Origin of the sequence: Streptococcus sp. 29892 (genome assembly GCF_032594935.1) — a bacterium.
GTDB lineage: Bacteria > Bacillota > Bacilli > Lactobacillales > Streptococcaceae > Streptococcus > Streptococcus hyiners.
Genome location: NZ_CP118734.1, coordinates 740712 through 757332, shown reverse-complemented (window position 1 = coordinate 757332; position 16621 = coordinate 740712). Strand labels below are relative to the sequence as shown.

Sequence of the window (16621 nt, the reverse complement as noted above, 5' to 3'; positions counted from 1 at the left end):
ATGGGAATTCACAAACGTAGCACCAGTCTAGACATTGATAAAGTTAAAGAACTCTCCAAACTAGAAGGAGAATTTTTAGCCGCTAAAAACCAACGTGATGAAGAATTAAAAGGCATCATCCGTGGTGAAGATGACCGCCTGCTCTTGGTCATTGGTCCGTGTTCTTCTGACAATGAAGAGGCCGTTTTAGAATACGCTAATCGCTTATCCAAGCTTCAAGAAGAAGTCAAAGACAAAATCTTCATGGTCATGCGGGTTTATACCGCCAAACCACGCACCAACGGAGAAGGCTATAAGGGCCTGGTCCATCAGCCAGATACTTCTAAATTACCAGACCTGATAAACGGTATCGCTGCCGTTCGTAATTTGCATTACCGTGTCATTACTGAGACCGGACTCACAACTGCTGATGAAATGCTCTACTCTGCCAACTACCCTCTTGTGGAAGACTTGGTGTCCTACCATGCTATCGGGGCACGTTCAGTTGAAGATCAAGAACACCGCTTTGTTGCCTCAGGCATTGACATGCCAACAGGTATGAAAAACCCAACTTCTGGCAACTTGACCGTTATGTTCAATGGTATCTACGCCGCACAAAACAAACAGAACTTTATTTACCGCGATGCAGAAGTTGATACAGATGGCAACCCGCTTGCCCATGCTATCCTTCGTGGCGCCAATACTGAGCAAGGAACCTATGAACCAAACTACTACTACGATATTCTCTTGAAAACTATCAAACAGTATGAACAATTTGGACTCGAACATCCATTTATCGTTATCGATACCAACCACGATAATTCTGGAAAAAATTACCTGGAACAAATCCGTATCGTCCGTCAAACCCTCATCAACCGAGCTTGGAATGAATCCATTCGCAAGTATGTCCGTGGTTTCATGATTGAATCCTACTTGGAAGACGGCCGTCAGGACAGCCCTGAAGTATTTGGGAAATCCATTACCGACCCTTGCTTGGGCTGGGAAAAAACGGAAGCACTTATCCGTGAAATCCACCAGACCTTATAAACTCAACAATATAAAAAATCAGATGAAAAATGGAGGAAATTTGTGACTATTGATGGATATACTCGCCTGGCTGCTGTTGTAGCCAAGCCAATCAAACACTCCATTTCCCCCTTCATACATAATCTGGCTTTTCAGCATACAGGTGTAAATGGAGTATATGTCGCTTGGGAAATTCCAGAGGAAGACTTGGCAGTCACTCTTGAGAATATCAAACGCTATGATATGCTTGGTATTAACCTGTCCATGCCCTACAAACAAGCCGTTATTCCCTACCTTGATGACCTAACACCATCAGCTCGCTTAATTGGAGCCGTTAATACCGTTATTCATAAAGACGGTATACTAATCGGACACAACACCGATGGAATTGGATTTTTCAAGAGTTTGGAAAGACTAAAAGGCTTTCAAGTTAAGAACAAGCGACTAACCATCCTAGGAGGTGGTGGTGCTTCTACTGCTATCATGGCCCAGGCTGCTCTGGATGGCGCCAAAGAAATCACCATTTTCTGTCGGCAACAAAGCCTGGAACGAACACAGACAAGTGTAGCACCTATTGCACAAGCTACAGGTGTTCCTATGCGGGTTCTAGCTAACGAAGACAGCCATTTCCTCCAAGAAGAGATTACTCAATCAGACTTGCTAGTCAATGGAACCAGTGTCGGTATGGACGGAGTTTCTCTCCCCATCCCTGCCACCCTACAATTTCCAGAACAACTCTTGGTTGCGGACATTATCTACCAACCATTTGAAACACCCTTATTGAAACTAGCCCAGTCACATGGCAATCCAACCATCAACGGATTGGGCATGCTACTCTTTCAAGCAGCTGAAGCTTTCCAAGCCTGGACTGGTAAAGAAATGCCGACTGACTTGATTTGGGATCAATTAGTCCAAAAATACGACATCAAATAGAGAGGAAATCTGATGAAACTGACCGTCAATCTTCCCAACAATCCCTACGACATCCTCATTCAAAGAGGAAGTTTAGCACAGACAGGTGCATGGGTCAAAGAACTTTGGAAACCTCAGAAGATCGCCATTATCACAGATGATCATGTTGGTTCCCTTTATGCTGCCACCGTTCAAACTAGTCTGGAAACCGCTGGATTTGAAACCATAATCTTTGCATTTCCAGAAGGTGAAGCATCAAAAAATCTTGACACTGTCAATCAGGCTTACGAATTTCTCGTAAAAAATGGCATGACACGTAGTGACGGAATCATTGCTCTCGGTGGGGGAGTCGTTGGCGATTTGGCAGGATTTGTGGCATCAACTTACATGCGTGGCATTCATTTCCTACAAATTCCGACCAGCCTAACTGCCCAAGTCGATTCTTCTATCGGGGGAAAAACTGGCGTGAATACACCATTTGCCAAAAATATGGTAGGTACCTTCTGCCAGCCAGACGGCGTTTTAATTGACCCTGACACCCTCAATACCCTTGGCAAACGTGAATTGATTGAAGGAATGGGCGAAGTTGTCAAATACGGCTTAATAGATGATGTGGAGCTTTGGGAAACCTTAGACCAACTAGATGGATCTGTCGCGAGCATTTTGGAACACGCTGACTACATCATCTACCACTCCTGCGAAGTCAAACGCAAGGTCGTTGTCGAGGATGAATTGGACAATGGTGTTCGCCTGTTCTTAAACTTCGGTCACACCATTGGACATGCTATCGAAGCTACCGCTGGCTACGGCCAAGTCATGCACGGTGAAGCTGTTGCCATTGGTATGGTACAGATTGCACGTGTAGCTGAGAAAAAAGGACTCATGCCAGCTGGTATCACTGAAAAAATTATCGCCATGTGCGAAAAGTTCGGCTTGCCAACTGCTTACCAACCTTGGAATGTAGATGAACTATACGCTGCCTTAACACGAGATAAGAAGGCGCGAGGCAAGTCTATCAAACTAGTCATCGTTCCACAATTAGGTCAGGCAGCCATCCATCAAATTCCGATGGAAGAAATGCTAGAATTTCTACAACTATAAGAAAAAAGACTACTGACTTGCATGAAATCAGTAGTCTTATTTTTTGTATAGTCTTTCAGTTTGCTTTTAGTACTAGGCAACGAGTTGAAGACAGTACTGGAGTACGGCAAAACGAGTTAACGACGTAATAAAAGATAAACTGAACGACTATAAAATCATCTCATCGTCAGTTAGTTTCTCACCGCTATTTTTGTAGAAGAGGTCCATCAAGTTTTGAACAGTCAGGTTCTTTTTCTCTTCTCCTGCTACATCGACAACAATCTGACCACGGTGCAACATGACCAAACGATTTCCATATTCGATGGCATTTTCCATGTTGTGCGTAATCATAAGAGCTGTCAACTGGTGACTTTCCACGATTTTCTTGGTCAATTCCATAACCATGTCGCTGGTTTTTGGATCAAGGGCGGCAGTATGTTCGTCTAAAAGCAAAACCTTCGGTTTCACAAGTGAAGCCATCATCAAGGTTAAGGCCTGACGTTGACCACCTGATAGGAACTGCGTATCCACTTTCATACGGTTTTCCAAGCCCAAGCCAAGCTCTTTCAAGGCTTCTTTGAAAATAGCACGTTCACTATCTTTTACACCCCAACCAAGTCCACGTGAAAGTCCACGACGGTAGGCAATAGCCATGTTTTCTTCAATGGTCAAGCGAGAGGCTGTTCCCATTTTCGGATCTTGGAATACTCGACTAATGTCCTTAGAGCGTTTGGCTGCTGATACATGCTTAATGGATTTACCTTCAAGTAAAATATCGCCCGAATCAACCGTCAAAGCACCAGCTAGTGAGTTCATAAAAGTCGATTTACCTGCACCATTACCACCGATAATGGAAATGAAATCACCTTCTTTCACATCTAAGTTCAATCCACGAAGAACATGGTTTTCGTTGACCGTTCCAGCTTCGAAGGTCTTATGAATATTTTGAATTGATAAAATAGTCGTCATATCTTCCTCCTAAGCATTTCCGTTCAATTTTGGTCGACGAATGTTGAGCTTCTTCTGCAATTCTGGCACATAGAGAACCGTTGCCAAGAGAATGGCTGAGAAGAGTTTTACAAGGTCTGCATCCATGCCTGGAATTTCCAAAATCGCAAGGATAATCAAGCGATAAACAACTGCACCAAGTACAACAGACAGCAATCTCCAACCCAAGCGCAAGTTGCGTAAAATTACTTCTGCAATAATAACAGAGGCCAGACCGATCACAATGGTACCTGTACCAGAGTTCAAATCTGCATAGCCATTATTCTGTGTCAACAAGGCGCCACAGAGGGCAATTAGACCATTTGACATCATGTAGCCGTAGATTTTCATATTGTCTACGTTGATACCATTGGCCTCACTCATTGGGATATTGTCCCCGGTTGAACGAATAGCCAAACCAATTTGAGTATTCAACAAGAGAGTAAGCAGACCGACAACTGCTAGTACAAAGACAAGACCGATGACCAAGACTGCATTTGTTTTGGTTAGACCAAATTCCTGCAATTGCGTTACCAATGTTTCTTGTTTTAGTAGGGCCACGTTGGCCTTACCCAAAATTTTCAAGTTGATAGAGTAAAGACCTGTCAAAGTGACGATACCTGTCAAAAGGGCTGGAATTTTGAGCTTTGTATGAAGCAAACCTGAAATCAATCCAGCTACCATACCTGCTAGCACAGCCATAAAAGTCGCCAGCAAGGGATTTACTCCATTAACAATCCCAGTTGCACAGACTGCAGCGCCGAGGGGATAAGACCCCTCCGCTGTCATATCTGCGATATCTAAAATACGAAATGTCAGATAAACACCAATCGCCATGACCGACCAGAGCAGGCCTTGCGAAATGCTTGATAAAATAATATCCACAATTTTCTCCTTATTTGATAAAAATAAACTAGGTTATATTTTACCACTTTTATTCTGTTACAGATAGTTTAGCCGTATCAATACCCAATTTCTTAGCCATTTCTTCGTTGACATGAAGGCTAACTGTTTCAGGATATTCTACAGCTGTTTCAGATACCTTAGCACCTTCAATAATCTTAATGGCCATTTTGGCAGTTTGACGACCAAGTGCCTCATAGTTTGTACCGTAGGTCAACAGACCGCCTTCATCCACCATATCTGTTGAACCACCGATGACAGGAACCTTATGTTCCACAGATAATTCACCAATCATGGTCATGGTTGAAGCAACTGTATTGTCAGTCGGAACAAAGACAGCATCTACATCTTGCATCAAGCTAGTAGTTGCATCTTGGACCTCATTTGAAGAAGTAATTCCTTTGACAACAACCTTGTAACCAGCTTTTTCTAGTAATGCCTTAGCTTGTTCTACCTGAACTTCTGAGTTCCGTTCGCTAGTAGTGTACAAAATACCTACTGTCTTAGCTTCTGGAACAGCTTGACCCAGCAATTCAACTTGTTTATCAATCGGAGCCTGGTCAGATGTACCTGTCAATAACCCCCCTGGTTTTTCAATAGATTCAACCAAGTCAGCTGACAATGGATCAGTAACTGCTGTAAAGAGAATTGGTGTTTCCGTTGATACAGTCGCCAAACTTTGAGCAGATGGCGTTGCGATGGCTAGGACTAAATCATTTTCCCCAACCAATTGTTCTGAAATCGTTTGAAGGTTGGCTTGGTCACCTTGGGCATTTTGATAATCCAAGACCAATTTTTCACCTTCCTTGTAGCCATTTGCTTCCAGTTCAGCCACAAAACCTTCACGCGCAGCTGTCAATGACTCATGCTCCATATACTGAAGGACACCAACCTTAACCACTTCAGATGAGGCTTGTTTAGATGTTGATGCGCAGGCTGCAAGTGTTAAAGCCGCTACACTTGCCAATGAAATAGTTGCCACTTTTTGCACTAACTTTTGATACATAAACTACTACTCTCCTAATTTACTATTTTTCTAATGCTTTAATGGTTGCTGGATCAATTCCCACTACTTTTGCCATTTCTTCATTGACTGTAATAGCTGCTGTATTTGGTTTTTCAACAGCCAAGTCTGCTGGCTTCTCACCATCCAAAATTTTAGCAGCTAATTCTCCGGCCTGAACACCGATTGCGTGGTAATCTACACCGTAGGTAAAGAGTGCTGCATCAATAACCGCTGCGTCAGATCCCATAGCTGGAACTTTTGCCTCTTTCAAAACATCGCCAATGGTTGAAGCTGTTGATGCTACTGTGTTATCAGTTGGAAGGTAGATTGCATCCACTTTGCCAGCCAATGAAGTGATGGCTTGCTGAACATCATTTGTTGAAGTAACAGTAGTCACTTCTACCTTAATCCCTTTTGCTTCAAGAGATTTTTTAGCCTGATTAGCTTGAACTTCCGAGTTTACCTCGCTTGAATTGTAGAAAATACCAACTGTTTTTGCAGAGGGAACTACTTTGACTAACATATCAATTTGCCCCTCTACATCTGTCGCATCAATTGAGCCTGTCATGCTTCCTCCTGGGGCTTCCAAGGATTCCACCAAGCCTGCTTCAACTGGATCCGTTACAGCTGTAAATACGCCAGGAGTTTCAGCATCTGCGTTTAACATGGCCTGGGCAGCTGGTGTTGCAATGGCAAAGTTAAGGTCATTGTTACCAGCTAACTTTTGAACCATTGTCTGCAAATTGGCTTGATCACCTTGTGAATTTTGCAAATCAATTGTTAAGTTTTCACCTTCTTTGTAGCCTGCTTCTGCCAAGGCTTCCACAAAACCTTCACGGGCTGCAGATAATGCCTCGTGCTCGGCATACTGAATGATACCAACATTTACTGAACTAGTGTCTGATGAACTTGAGCTACAAGCAGCCAAAGCAATTGCTGATAAGAGTGTTACTGAACTAAGAATAATTTTTTTAAATCCCATGATTTATCTCCTTTTTATATATAAAAAATGAACAAGAAAGGACCGCTTAGACTACACTCTAAACGGTCCCATATTTCAACTGTATATGAAAACAGAAGGAATTACTGTGCCATTTAGATGTATCATCTATGGGGCACACGTCAAAATAGCTACAGCCACATAGATACAAACTTTACGTTCCCGTGTTTGCATCCATGTTTACCATGACTACAAACACTATCTAAAATAGCCGTAGAAATAAGTATGATTAGCTGAATGATTTTGACACATTAGTAACATTTCTGTTTTCCTTTCTAATTGATTTTTAATTCTTACTTATCTTAATTCATTTTCAAGCATTTGTCAACAAAAATTGCTTAAATTTTCAGATTTTTTAACTTTTTTCCGAAAATCTTTTAATAATTTCATGGAAAAGGGAGCGGGAAAGAACTCGACTGGTCAAAAAAAGAGTTCGTCTTCCCGCCCCCGCACAGTTGATTAGGTCAGATTTGGAGTGTAAAACACGAACAAATCTGCCAATCAACCACTGCGCTGAGATGTTGACACGAACCCTGATAAACGAGGTTGAGCTTTTTACCCAGCCTCAAAGTTTTTATTTGACTTCTACTTTTTCTGTCCAAGGATGAGCAGTAGTTGCCAGAACTTCATTAAGCTCTTCGACGTTGCGACGACCTTGATCAGCCAACCAAGCTTTAGCTGCTTCTTCCCCTTCGCTTGCAAATATAGCTACTGCATCCTTCCAAGTTGCACGTCCACAAAGAACACCGTTAAAGCTTGAACCTGCTTCTTTAGCAAAGACAAGGGTTTCTTGGAAGAGTTTCGCAGACACTCCCGCACTCAAATAGATAAACGGCAAGTGAGTACTGTCTGTTTGCTCCTTGAAGAAGGCTTTGGCTTCCTCAACTGTGTAGACTGGCTCTTCATCTGTGTAGCCTTCTACAAAGTTCATGTTAACCGGTACTTCTACCTTGAGGACATCTGCATTGTAGCGTGGTTTGCTGAATTCGCGCATAGCACCATTGACCTTACGTGGTTTAAGGGCTGCATACTCACGAGAGGTTACATCCATGTCGCTGGCATCGTAGGTCAAGATTTCCACGAAGTAAGGAATATCTTCTGCCACACACTCGCTACCAATGCGTTCTACCCAAGCATGCTTGATGTCGTTGATTTCTGCCTTGTCATCTACATCATAGTAGAGCAAGATTTTGACAGCATCTGCACCCAATTCTTTGATGCGTTTTGCTGACCAGTTTGGCAAAAGGTCTGGCAAACGACCTGGAGTTGAGGCATCGTAACCTGTTTTTTCATAGGCTGCAATGAAGCCACAGTCTGCATGGCGCAATTCTGAAGCTGGAACACCGTATTCCGCATCCAAAAGGATGGAGCTTGCATAAGGCGTCAAATCGCTTGAGATGACTTTCTTGAAGTCAATCAAAATATCATCTCCAAATTCGCCACCACCTGCTGCCGCAGCCAAAAGGCGTTTCAATGCACCACGTTGGTCAATAGCTAGGGCTGCAATGACTTGGTCGCTGTTTGACAAGCGCGTCATATGGTCAAATTTAGCCTGAGAAAGTTGTAATTTTGTCATTAGATTCCTCCTGGAAAATAGTATTACCAATTAAGTTGCTGTTGATATACAACTAGCAGTTTAGAAGCCTTTAACTAATTTTCAAATCGTTTCACTCCATCGAGGTAGGTTGCTTGCAATCGTCCTGCATCATCTACGACGATAAAGTCTGCTGCCCGTCCTTCTGCAATCTGACCACAAACATGATCAATGTTGACAGAGCGAGCTGGTGCCAAAGAGGCCATTCGAAGGGCATCCGGTAGGGAAACCAAGCCCCATTCAACCACATGCTGAACAGCCTGGATCAACTCTAGAATGGAGCCTGCCAAGCTGCCATTGTGTTTGAGGCGAGCTGTGCCGTCTTTTACAACGACTTCAAATTCTCCAAGTCGAGAATCACCTTCACCCATTCCTCCAGCTCGCATACAGTCTGTAATCAATACTGTTTCTTCTGCGCCACGCGCCTTGACAACAATTTCTGCTGCCGCTGGATGAACATGGTGACCATCACAAATCATTTCTGCATACACATTTTTTAAGTTCAAGGCTGCGCCAACCATTCCTGGCTCACGATGATGTAGGCCACTCATACCATTGTAAACATGGACGAAAATATTGGCTCCTGCATCAACAGCTGCTTTGGCTTGCGCATAGGTCGCATCACTATGGGCAAGAGCTGTATGAATGGCCTTGCTATTTGCAAATTCGATAAATTCTGTCACGCCTTCTCTTTCTGGTGCAATGGCAATTTTGTTGACTAAGCCTTTGGAAAGCTGGTGCCATTTATCCAATTTCTCAATCGATGGATCGCTCATATACTTGGGATTTTGCGCTCCCTTGTATTTTTCTGTAAAGAAGGGACCTTCTAAGAAAATACCTTGAATTTTAGCACCTGTTTCTTGCCCTGCATAAGTTCCAATGGTTTCACAGACGGCATCTAGATTTTCAGTAGAATCTGTCAAGGTTGTTGGCAACCAAGAAGTTACCCCACAAGATAAGAGGCCTTCTGAAATGACCTTGATGCCTTCAAAATCATTGTCCATGACATCGTGGGATGCATAGCCATGAATGTGGGTATCCACCAAACCTGCTGCTAGATGATAGTCGGAATAGTCGATAATATCCCCTTCAGGCTTTTCTGTCAGAATTTTACCAAAGGTACCTATATCTGTTAGTTCGAGATAGGCATTCTCTACCTCAGTATCCTTCAAAATAATAGACTTAGCATATATATACTTAGACACGTCCTATCTCCTTAATTCAATATAATATTTCTATATACTGGTTATAACCATATACTAATTGTAGTATATACCAATTTTTCCATAATGTCAAGTAAAGTCCAATTTTTCAAACAAAAATACAGCCTTTCGGCTGTACTCTTTATAACAATTCATTCAAGGGTTTGAAAATAATACGTTCCAAATCAGCTACATAAGCTGCCAACTGCTGCTGTTTTGTAAAGTATTCAACAAGAAGTGGATTAGCTTGAACCTTCTTATTGAAATCCAACATGGTTTTTTGATCTTCCTCAGTTGGAATATCACCCGCTTGTAATTTTTCCTGAATACCTTTTTGGAAAGCGATATAGCTCTCCAAAATTTCTTTGGCCTCTGGATTTCCTTCGACGGAAACTTTGACTGCCTCTACCGCCTTATATTCAGGCAGGTTACGGATAGCACGTTCCAATTCATTTGCAATATCATAGATATTTGTTGACATAAACTTTCTCCTTTAATCATGGTTAATTTGGTAGTTGGTCTGGATCCGCAATCGCTGCGAAGCCTCCTCCAAATTCTCTTTTGTTTTAAACGTAATTTGCAATATACCGTGTATATCTTCACGGTTCTCTTCATTGATACGGATATTGACAATGGATATACCACGCAGGACTTCCAAGACCTTCAAAATCGTATCTTCCTCATCGGGAACGCTAAGAAATAAATCATAAAAGGAATCCACACCGGCCCGCTTATGAATTTCCATAGCCTTGCGAGTCTGACGTCCTTTTTCAAAGAATTCCCAGATAGCTTCTTTATCTCCAGACTTCAAGACAGTTGACACTTGACTTAATCTCTTTTGAAACTCCTCAATCCTATCCAAAATCGCTTCTGGATTGGTCATGAGAATGCTGGTCCACATCCCCGGCTCACTCTCAGCGATACGAGTCATATCTCTAAAACCACCAGCAGCAAAATTGTTAGTAAAGGGATGAACACTTGCATAATCACCAGCCTGGTTCATAAGGCTAGATGCCAAGACATGTGGAAAATGGGAAATCTGGCTTGTTACCTTGTCATGCTCTACCGCATCAATTTGGACAAAGCGGGCACCTGTTCCAGACAGTAAATCTGTCAATCTAGGAACAGCATCTACCTTGGTAGCCTGACAGGGGGTCATGATAAAATAGGCATTTTCAAACAAGTGTAAATCTGCAGCGGCAGCCCCTGACTTGTGACTACCCGCCATGGGATGTCCACCAAGGAAATTGATTTGTTTGGGAAGCAAAAATTTCTCAGCAGCATCTACAATAGCCGACTTGGTCGAACCCGCATCCGTAATCAAGACCGCCTCTTTCAGCTTCATGTGACTTAAGGCTTCTATCAAGTCAAGTGACACTTGAATGGGAACACAGAGCAGTATCACATCTGCTTGACCAGCTAGTTCAGCCAGATTATCCGATAGCTCATCAACCATCTGTCTTTCCATTGCTATACTTGCTGATGCTTGATTGGGTTCATAACCTAAGATATGATAATCTGGGTGTTGTTTGCGGATACAGAGGGCTAGAGAACTTCCGATCAGTCCTAGACCGGCTATCAAAATAGTTTTTTTCATTGTCGACCTAGAAATTTCTAACATAATCACGGTGACTGGCTACTGCAGCCTTTAATTCTTCCATGTTATCAGAAGAAAATTTCTCCAAGATTTCTGTTGCAATGGTCGTAGCAACTACAGATTCCATAACCACACCAGCTGCTGGAAGAGCCGTTGGGTCAGAACGCTCCACAGTCGCCTTATAAGGCTCATGAGTATCAATGTCAACAGACATCAAAGGCTTGTAGAGGGTTGGAATTGGTTTCATCACACCACGAATAACCAAGGGCTCACCATTTGTCATGCCACCTTCAAAACCACCGAGATTGTTGGTTCTGCGTGTGTAGCCCTCTTGCTCAGACCAAAGAATTTCATCCATGACCTGACTGCCTTTTAGGTAACCGGCTTGGAAGCCGACACCAAATTCTGCACCTTTAAAGGCATTGATAGACACAACTGCCTGAGCCAGTTTAGCATCCAATTTCTTATCCCATTGAACATAGGAACCTAAACCAACTGGAACACCACCAACAATGGTTTCGACGACACCACCAATGGTATCCCCATCACGCTTGATTTGGTCAATATAAGCCTTGATTTCCTCTTCACGCTCTTGGTTAACGATGGAAACTTCAGACTTGGCTGCACGTTCTTTGATTTCTGCAACAGTTAAGCCATCTGGAACATCAATTTCCTTACCACCGAAAACGACAACGTGGTTGGCAATTTCAATATCCAGCTCCGCCAAAATTCGTTTGGCGACGGCACCGACTGCCACACGCATGGTTGTTTCACGCGCACTGGAACGCTCCAAGGAATTTCGCAAATCATCAAAACGGTATTTCATACCACCAACCAAGTCCGCATGACCTGGACGAGGATGTCTGATACGACGCTTGCTCTTGAGCTTGTCCTCAATATCTTCTACAGCCATAATATCTAGCCACTTTTGATGGTCCTTATTGGTCACATTGAGGGTAATTGGGGCCCCCGTGGTCTTACCATGGCGCACACCAGCCGTAATTTCTACACGGTCTGTTTCGATTTGCATCCGGCTTCCACGACCGTAACCACCTTGGCGACGTTTCAAATCCGCATTGATATCTTCTGCAGTCAAAGGAAGACCAGCTGGAACTCCCTCGATGATGGCTGTTAAGCGTGGTCCATGGGACTCACCAGCTGTTAAATAACGCATATTTAATTCTCCAAAATTTCCAAAAACTTACGTGTATTGGCCAAAGACATCTGTCCTGGAGCCGATACTTCATCCAAACTTGCAAAGGTCCAACAAGAACCAGTAATTACCCCTGCAATCCGTGTGATTTTTCCTAGCTCACCCATGGCAATGGTCGCAAAGGTCTGTTCAGCATTTAAGGTCTTGAAGCCACGAGTATAGTTCATAACATCCAAGACATCCTGCTCACTCTTTGCCAAGACTGCCATTTTAACTACTGCTGGCGAAAGGCTAGTCAATTCAGACATGATTTCCAAATAATTAGCAGGTGTTTCATCAAAATTATGATAACTCAAAACAAGATTTGGAAACTCCAACATCTGTTCAAAAACTGACTGATAGGAATAATATTCAAAATCAATGTAGTCTGGCTGATAGAGGGCAGCCACTTCCTTAATCAAGTCCACATATTCCTGATCTGCCAAATCCAAATAGCCACCCTCACGGGTCGTTCGAACTGTAAAAATCACTTCCTTGCCATTGCATTTTTCAAAAATGGCAGGAGCTACTCTTAGAATATCCTCTTTTGGAAGATAATCCGCTCTCCACTCAATGAGATCTGCTTCAGCTAATCTCCCAACATCAAGAGCCTCTACTTCTTCCAAATTTCTAGGCATAATAGGTACTACTATTCTCATTTTTCTACCCTTATCGTAAAGACCTTGAGGTAATTACTACTTTCATCATTTTTATTGATTGTAAAATCGGCTGGTAGGCGATAGGCTGCCAAATAGCCATGTTTTTGAGAACCAAACCCTTTCTCAATCTGTTGACGGAATTTCTCAACCGTAACATTGGCTGCATTGGTTGATGCAATGATTACTCCATTTGGATTTAAAATCTCTAAGGACTGAGAAATTAGTTTGTGGTAATCCTTAGCTACCGAAAATGTCTGCTTTTTATTACGGGCAAAGCTGGGTGGGTCCAAGACAATGACATCATAGCTCGATCCCTTGCGCTTAGCATACTTGAAATATTCAAAGACATCCATGACCACAAAGTGATGATGATCTAATTCTATACCATTAACCTTAAAATGAGCTTTAGAAAGTTCACACGATCGCTTGGCTAAGTCAACCGAAGTGGTCTCTATTGCCCCACCAATAGCGGCAGCAATTGAGAAGGCTGCTGTGTAGGAAAACATGTTGAGCAGTGATTTTCCAGCCGCCAGTCCATCTACTAAGGAACCTCGGACTTCATGTTGATCCAGAAAAATACCTGTCATCAAGCCGTCATTCATGAAAACTTGATAGGCAACCCCATTCTCTAAAACAGTGAAATTTTCCGGCGCCTCTTGTCCGTATAGAAAGGCTGACTCATAGTCCAAGCCCTTAAAACGGATTTTCTCATAGGCACCCTTCACCTCTGGAAAGACCTCTTGGAAGGCAGTAATAATCATATCCTTCCTCGAATAGATAAAGGTATTATACCAGGAAAAAACTGCATATTCATCATATAAGTCAACCGTCAAGCCACCGAAATCATCCCCATCTTGATTGAACAAACGAAAGGCAGTGGTCAAGTCAGACTGGTAAAAATAATGTCGCTTCTGTCGTGCTTTCCTGAACAGGTTCACAAAGAAGCTTTCTGTCACTTCGTCTTTGGAGCGACTATACAGCCAGCCAATCCCCTTATTTTGAGGAGAAAGATAAGCTGCTCCAAGATACTTTCCAGCTTCAGAAACCAGGTCAACAAGCCTATCTTCTGTCACAGAAAAACCTGAAAAATCAGCACTATCTAGGAGTTGAATGCCCCTGTTAATCTTCTGCTCTACATTTCGATTTACCTTTATTTTCATATATTTATTATAACACGATTTTGCATATATTCCAAAAAAACTCCAAACTTTGAGGCTTATTTTAAAATTATGGTATAATGAACTGAGATTTAGAAAGGACCATGAGGTGTATTTGTGAAAAAAATAATTGACTATGTCAAAGAGCTTTCCAAAACTCGGTTTGGCTTCGTCCTCCTACTTCTAGTGATGTATTGGCTCAAGACCCTCTGGGCCTACTACGTTGATTTTAGCTTAGATTTACAGGGATTGTTTCAGCATTTCATTGCCATTCTCAATCCCTTACCAATCGCTCTACTCTTAATAGGACTGGCCCTATACGCCAAACAGACTAAACTATTTTATGGACTGGCCAGCGTCCTCTATATCCTACTCTTCGCCTGGCTGTTCTCAAATGCTGTTTACTACCGAGAATTTTCAGACTACATTTCCATCTCAACCATGATGGCAACATCTAGTGTTTCCGCAGGTCTTGGTGAAGCAGCAATCAAGCTATTTCGGCCCTGGGATCTGGTTTATTTTCTGGACTTTATCGCCTTCGGCATTCTTTTTTATCGGAAAAATCTACAGTGGGATCCACAAGCTTTCCAGTCCAAAGCTAGCTTTGCTGTAACAGCATTCTCAACCCTGCTCTTCTCCATCAATCTATTTTTGGCTGAAGTTGATCGACCTGAATTGTTGACACGGGGGTTTTCCAATACCTATATCGTCAGAGCCTTGGGTTTGCCAGCCTTTTTAGGTTATAATGCTCATCAGACCTATACAGCCCATAAGGATCGCTCAGGAGCCAATCCAAGTGACCTTGAACCCATTAAACAGTATGTTGAGGAACACTATGCCCAGCCCAATGATAACTATTTCGGCATCGCCAAGGGACGCAACGTCATCTATCTCCATCTTGAAAGCCTGCAACAATTTGTCATTGATTACAAGCTAAAGGTTAATGGAGCAGAATACGAGGTAACTCCCTTTCTCAATTCTCTCTATCATTCCAACTCTACTCTAGCTTTCTCCAATTTCTTCAATCAAGTCAAGGCGGGTAAAACCTCCGATGCTGAAACCATGATTGAAACCTCCTTATTTGGACTAAACCAAGGTTCCTTTATGGTCCAGTATGGCGGAAGCAATACCCAGCAAGCAGCACCTTATATCCTATCTCAGAACGGTGGCTACACATCTGCTGTCTTCCACGGTAATTCGGCTAGTTTTTGGAATAGGAATAACACCTACAAACAATGGGGATACAACTATTTCTTTGACCAATCCTACTTTTCCGAAGCGACAGAAGAAAACTCTTTCCAGTATGGTTTAAATGATAAAATCATGTTTGCAGATTCCATCAAATATTTGGAACGGATGCAGCAACCATTTTATGCCAAGTTCATCACCGTATCCAACCACTATCCTTATACCACTAGCTTGATTGGCGATGAGAAAGGATTTCCCTTGGCTGATACGGATGATGAAACCATCAACGGCTATTTTGCTACTGCCAATTATTTGGATACGTCCATCAAATCCTTCTTTGACTATTTGAAGGCGACTGGTCTATATGAAAATTCAGTTATCGTCCTCTACGGCGACCATTATGGAATATCTAATTCACGCAATCCAGACTTAGCCCCCCTTTTAAATAAGGACCCGCAAACCTGGACAGAATTTGACAATGCTATGCTACAACGCGTCCCATATATGATTGTGGTGCCAGGTATGACCACGGGAGGCATTTTCAATACCTTTGGCGGAGAAATCGATGCCCTCCCAACACTCGAACACCTGCTAGGCATAAAAGCAAATAATTTCTTACAGGTCGGTCAGGATTTATTGTCACCTCAAAACAAGCAAATCGTGGCTCTCCGAACAGAAGGAAGTTTTATCACACCAAAATACACCAGCTATGCAGGTAAGATTTACTATACCGAAACAGGGATTGAAATTACCAATCCTGACGAAACCACCCAAAAGGAAATTGATGTGATTAAGGAAGCTGCAACTGCCCAATTAGCAGCGAGTGATGCTATTCAAACCGGCGACCTCATCCGCTTCTTTGACAATGGTCTACCTGCCCTGGATGCTAGCAAGTATAACTATATTGATTCCTTGGCTGCTGAGATTGCCATCGAAACAGAGCTTGGCGACCAATCAACCAGTCTCTACAGCCAGAACGGAAACCAATCCACTGTTGACCTCTTCAAGGCACCAAGCTACCTAGAATTAAACGGTAGTTCCACAAGCAGTACAGCCAGTTCGAGTACAGAAAGTAGTACGTCAACCAGTACTTCTTCCCAATAATCAAAAATATGCTGGACGAGATATCCTTTATGGAG

15 protein-coding genes are annotated in these 16621 nt (G+C 42.7%); 4 read left to right on the top strand and 11 right to left on the bottom strand.

The features are described 5' to 3' along the window. From PW220_RS03845 to aroB, 3 genes are read left to right on the top strand one after another with little or no spacing between them, the layout of a single operon-like run. Nucleotides 1–1026, top strand: a complete 1026-nt coding sequence (locus tag PW220_RS03845) for a 3-deoxy-7-phosphoheptulonate synthase (protein ID WP_248054483.1) — start codon at nucleotides 1–3, stop codon at nucleotides 1024–1026. 42 nt (nucleotides 1027–1068) lie between these two features. Further along, complete coding sequence (locus tag PW220_RS03840) at nucleotides 1069–1938, top strand: shikimate dehydrogenase (protein ID WP_248054484.1); 870 nt, start codon at nucleotides 1069–1071, stop codon at nucleotides 1936–1938. 12 nt (nucleotides 1939–1950) lie between these two features. Continuing rightward, complete coding sequence (gene aroB / locus PW220_RS03835; protein ID WP_248054485.1) at nucleotides 1951–3018, top strand: 3-dehydroquinate synthase; 1068 nt, start codon at nucleotides 1951–1953, stop codon at nucleotides 3016–3018. 147 nt (nucleotides 3019–3165) lie between these two features. Here the strand turns inward: aroB and PW220_RS03830 are convergent, their stop codons facing one another. From PW220_RS03830 to PW220_RS03780, 11 genes are all read right to left on the bottom strand, one after another. Next, nucleotides 3166–3966, bottom strand: a complete 801-nt coding sequence (locus tag PW220_RS03830; protein WP_105206473.1) for an ABC transporter ATP-binding protein — start codon at nucleotides 3964–3966, stop codon at nucleotides 3166–3168. A 9-nt stretch (nucleotides 3967–3975) separates the two neighbouring features. Next, complete coding sequence (locus PW220_RS03825) at nucleotides 3976–4869, bottom strand: ABC transporter permease (RefSeq protein ID WP_105108719.1); 894 nt, start codon at nucleotides 4867–4869, stop codon at nucleotides 3976–3978. A gap of 49 nt (nucleotides 4870–4918) precedes the next feature. Beyond that, complete coding sequence (locus PW220_RS03820; RefSeq protein ID WP_248054486.1) at nucleotides 4919–5893, bottom strand: ABC transporter substrate-binding protein; 975 nt, start codon at nucleotides 5891–5893, stop codon at nucleotides 4919–4921. 22 nt (nucleotides 5894–5915) lie between these two features. Further along, nucleotides 5916–6875: an ABC transporter substrate-binding protein gene (locus PW220_RS03815; protein WP_248054487.1), complete on the bottom strand. Its 960-nt coding sequence runs from the start codon at nucleotides 6873–6875 to the stop codon at nucleotides 5916–5918. 592 nt (nucleotides 6876–7467) lie between these two features. Then, the gene (lacD, locus tag PW220_RS03810; RefSeq protein WP_172049800.1) at nucleotides 7468–8469 is read right to left on the bottom strand and encodes a tagatose-bisphosphate aldolase; all 1002 of its coding nucleotides are present in this window, start codon (nucleotides 8467–8469) and stop codon (nucleotides 7468–7470) included. A gap of 74 nt (nucleotides 8470–8543) precedes the next feature. Next, the gene (gene nagA / locus PW220_RS03805; protein ID WP_248054488.1) at nucleotides 8544–9692 is read right to left on the bottom strand and encodes an N-acetylglucosamine-6-phosphate deacetylase; all 1149 of its coding nucleotides are present in this window, start codon (nucleotides 9690–9692) and stop codon (nucleotides 8544–8546) included. A 139-nt stretch (nucleotides 9693–9831) separates the two neighbouring features. Then, nucleotides 9832–10170: a YlbF/YmcA family competence regulator gene (locus tag PW220_RS03800; protein ID WP_172091675.1), complete on the bottom strand. Its 339-nt coding sequence runs from the start codon at nucleotides 10168–10170 to the stop codon at nucleotides 9832–9834. A gap of 12 nt (nucleotides 10171–10182) precedes the next feature. Beyond that, entirely contained in the window at nucleotides 10183–11286 is a 1104-nt protein-coding gene (locus tag PW220_RS03795; RefSeq protein WP_248054490.1) for a prephenate dehydrogenase, read from the bottom strand. A 7-nt stretch (nucleotides 11287–11293) separates the two neighbouring features. Continuing rightward, entirely contained in the window at nucleotides 11294–12460 is a 1167-nt protein-coding gene (gene aroC / locus PW220_RS03790; protein WP_248043637.1) for a chorismate synthase, read from the bottom strand. Nucleotides 12461–12462: 2 nt separating this feature from the next. Continuing rightward, complete coding sequence (gene aroD / locus PW220_RS03785) at nucleotides 12463–13137, bottom strand: type I 3-dehydroquinate dehydratase (protein WP_105114247.1); 675 nt, start codon at nucleotides 13135–13137, stop codon at nucleotides 12463–12465. Next, nucleotides 13134–14297: a class I SAM-dependent rRNA methyltransferase gene (locus PW220_RS03780; RefSeq protein ID WP_248054492.1), complete on the bottom strand. Its 1164-nt coding sequence runs from the start codon at nucleotides 14295–14297 to the stop codon at nucleotides 13134–13136. The genes aroD and PW220_RS03780 overlap by 4 nt, the downstream gene beginning before the upstream one ends. A 114-nt stretch (nucleotides 14298–14411) precedes the next feature. Between PW220_RS03780 and PW220_RS03775 the strand changes: the two genes are divergently transcribed. Then, complete coding sequence (locus PW220_RS03775) at nucleotides 14412–16586, top strand: LTA synthase family protein (protein ID WP_248054500.1); 2175 nt, start codon at nucleotides 14412–14414, stop codon at nucleotides 16584–16586. The last annotated feature ends 35 nt before the right edge of the window (nucleotides 16587–16621 follow it).

Excerpts from the sequence above, each read along its gene's own strand:
- PW220_RS03845 (WP_248054483.1), top strand. The coding sequence starts at position 1 with ATGGGAATTCACAAACGTAGCACCAGTCTAGACATTGATAAAGTTAAA.
- aroB (WP_248054485.1), top strand. The coding sequence starts at position 1,951 with ATGAAACTGACCGTCAATCTTCCCAACAATCCCTACGACATCCTCATT.
- PW220_RS03830 (WP_105206473.1), bottom strand. The coding sequence starts at position 3,966 with ATGACGACTATTTTATCAATTCAAAATATTCATAAGACCTTCGAAGCT.
- PW220_RS03820 (WP_248054486.1), bottom strand. The coding sequence starts at position 5,893 with ATGTATCAAAAGTTAGTGCAAAAAGTGGCAACTATTTCATTGGCAAGT.
- PW220_RS03815 (WP_248054487.1), bottom strand. The coding sequence starts at position 6,875 with ATGGGATTTAAAAAAATTATTCTTAGTTCAGTAACACTCTTATCAGCA.
- lacD (WP_172049800.1), bottom strand. The coding sequence starts at position 8,469 with ATGACAAAATTACAACTTTCTCAGGCTAAATTTGACCATATGACGCGC.
- PW220_RS03800 (WP_172091675.1), bottom strand. The coding sequence starts at position 10,170 with ATGTCAACAAATATCTATGATATTGCAAATGAATTGGAACGTGCTATC.
- PW220_RS03795 (WP_248054490.1), bottom strand. The coding sequence starts at position 11,286 with ATGAAAAAAACTATTTTGATAGCCGGTCTAGGACTGATCGGAAGTTCT.
- aroC (WP_248043637.1), bottom strand. The coding sequence starts at position 12,460 with ATGCGTTATTTAACAGCTGGTGAGTCCCATGGACCACGCTTAACAGCC.
- aroD (WP_105114247.1), bottom strand. The coding sequence starts at position 13,137 with ATGAGAATAGTAGTACCTATTATGCCTAGAAATTTGGAAGAAGTAGAG.
- PW220_RS03780 (WP_248054492.1), bottom strand. The coding sequence starts at position 14,297 with ATGAAAATAAAGGTAAATCGAAATGTAGAGCAGAAGATTAACAGGGGC.